The sequence below is a fragment of the Corallococcus sp. RDP092CA genome (assembly GCF_041903675.1).
GTDB lineage: Bacteria > Myxococcota > Myxococcia > Myxococcales > Myxococcaceae > Corallococcus.
This window is the reverse complement of the sequence record NZ_JAYESI010000091.1, coordinates 1-1,295: the sequence shown is the minus strand read 5'-3', so window position 1 is coordinate 1,295 and position 1,295 is coordinate 1. Positions and strand designations below refer to the sequence as shown.

The 1,295-nt window shown below is 69.0% G+C and carries 1 protein-coding gene and 1 pseudogene; both read right to left on the bottom strand.

Translation table 11 applies throughout. The features are described 5' to 3' along the window. A pseudogene (locus U8525_RS34285) lies at nt 1–751 on the bottom strand (hypothetical protein); the annotation flags it as partial. A 91-nt stretch (nt 752–842) separates the two neighbouring features. Continuing rightward, on the bottom strand, nt 843–1,295 hold a 453-nt coding region (tnpB, locus tag U8525_RS34280), incomplete at its 5' end, for an IS66 family insertion sequence element accessory protein TnpB (RefSeq protein ID WP_374270946.1).

The following is a 1,295-nucleotide window of genomic DNA, read 5'->3' as shown; positions in this document are numbered from 1 at the left end:
GGCGTGCTCGACTTCCTGACGGACTCGCTGCGCGCGCACCGCCGAGGTTTGCAGCCACCCTCACTGCTACCTCTCGCGGAGGCCCCTCAGCTCGCGCACGCAGCGTGAGCCGGTGAACGGTTACCTTCCCGGTAATGACGTGGGCCAAGAGCGACGGCGCGGCCAGGCAGCGGAAGAAGAGCTCCGGGGGCGTCATCGCCGACGCCAGCGTGGCCTCGCCGTCGGCGTCCACGGTGCGGTACTTCACCCGGGCGATGACGAGCCGGCGCATGCCGCCACGCTGCCAGGCCAACTTGCAGCTCTCCTCGAAGCCGATTCGCTCCGCCTTGCCCTGGGCCACCAGCGCGTCGAAGAGCGGGTCGGCAATCTCCACCCGCTTCTCTTCCAACGGCAGACTCTTCAAATCGCGCCGGCCCGAGGGCTTGCGCTTCTTCTTCGTCCCCGCGTCCCCTGACGCCTCGCCCACAGCCATGCCCAGCGTGCCGGCCACTTCCTCCAGGGCGCGCAGCTTCTGGGCGAACTCCAGCTCCAACTGCCGGGTGTCCACCCTCTCGGCCTTGGCCACGAAGAGGCGGCGCTTGAGTAACTCCAGCTCCAGCCGCAGCCTCTCGTGCGAGGCCTTCAGTACGTCCCGCTCCTTCTCCAACTGCGCAGTGCGCTGCCTCTCAGCGGCAAGGGCCGCTCGCTCCGTGTGCAGGGCCGCCTCCAATTCGGCAATGCGCGACTGGGCGGCGGACGTGGACTCGTGCATCGGCGGCGGCCTTGTAACCTCTGACATCCGCGCTGTCGACTCCCTCCTGCCGGGTAGGGGCCACCGCGTGCGGCCCCGGCGCGCACTGCTATCAATGCGGCCGAGGGCCGCGACGCGGCGCCTCGACGCGCAGCCCGTCCAGCAACTCCTCCAGCACGTGCTCCTCCACCGCCAGACTTTGGGCTCCCTCCTCCAGCCCGTGCGGCACCTGGAAGCAGCCGGAGTCCAACCGCTTGTAGAACAGGCACAGCCCCGTGCCGTCGTAGAAGAGCACCTTGAGCGCGGTGCGCCGTTTGCCGAAGAAGACGAAGAGCGCGCCGCTACGCGTCTGGCGTCCCAGGCGCTCCTCCACCAGCCCCGCCAGCCGCTCGAAGCCCCAACGCAGGTCAATCGGCTCCAGGCCGACGAAGATTTCGAGTAAGACCTCGCCGTGCCCCGTCGTGACGTGCCGAGCCGCGCGTGAGACCTCCGTGTGCCACACGCCAGGAGGTGGTCCGTGGAGTTGGAGAAGGAGTTGGAGCAGTTCCGCCAGGAAGCGCAGCGG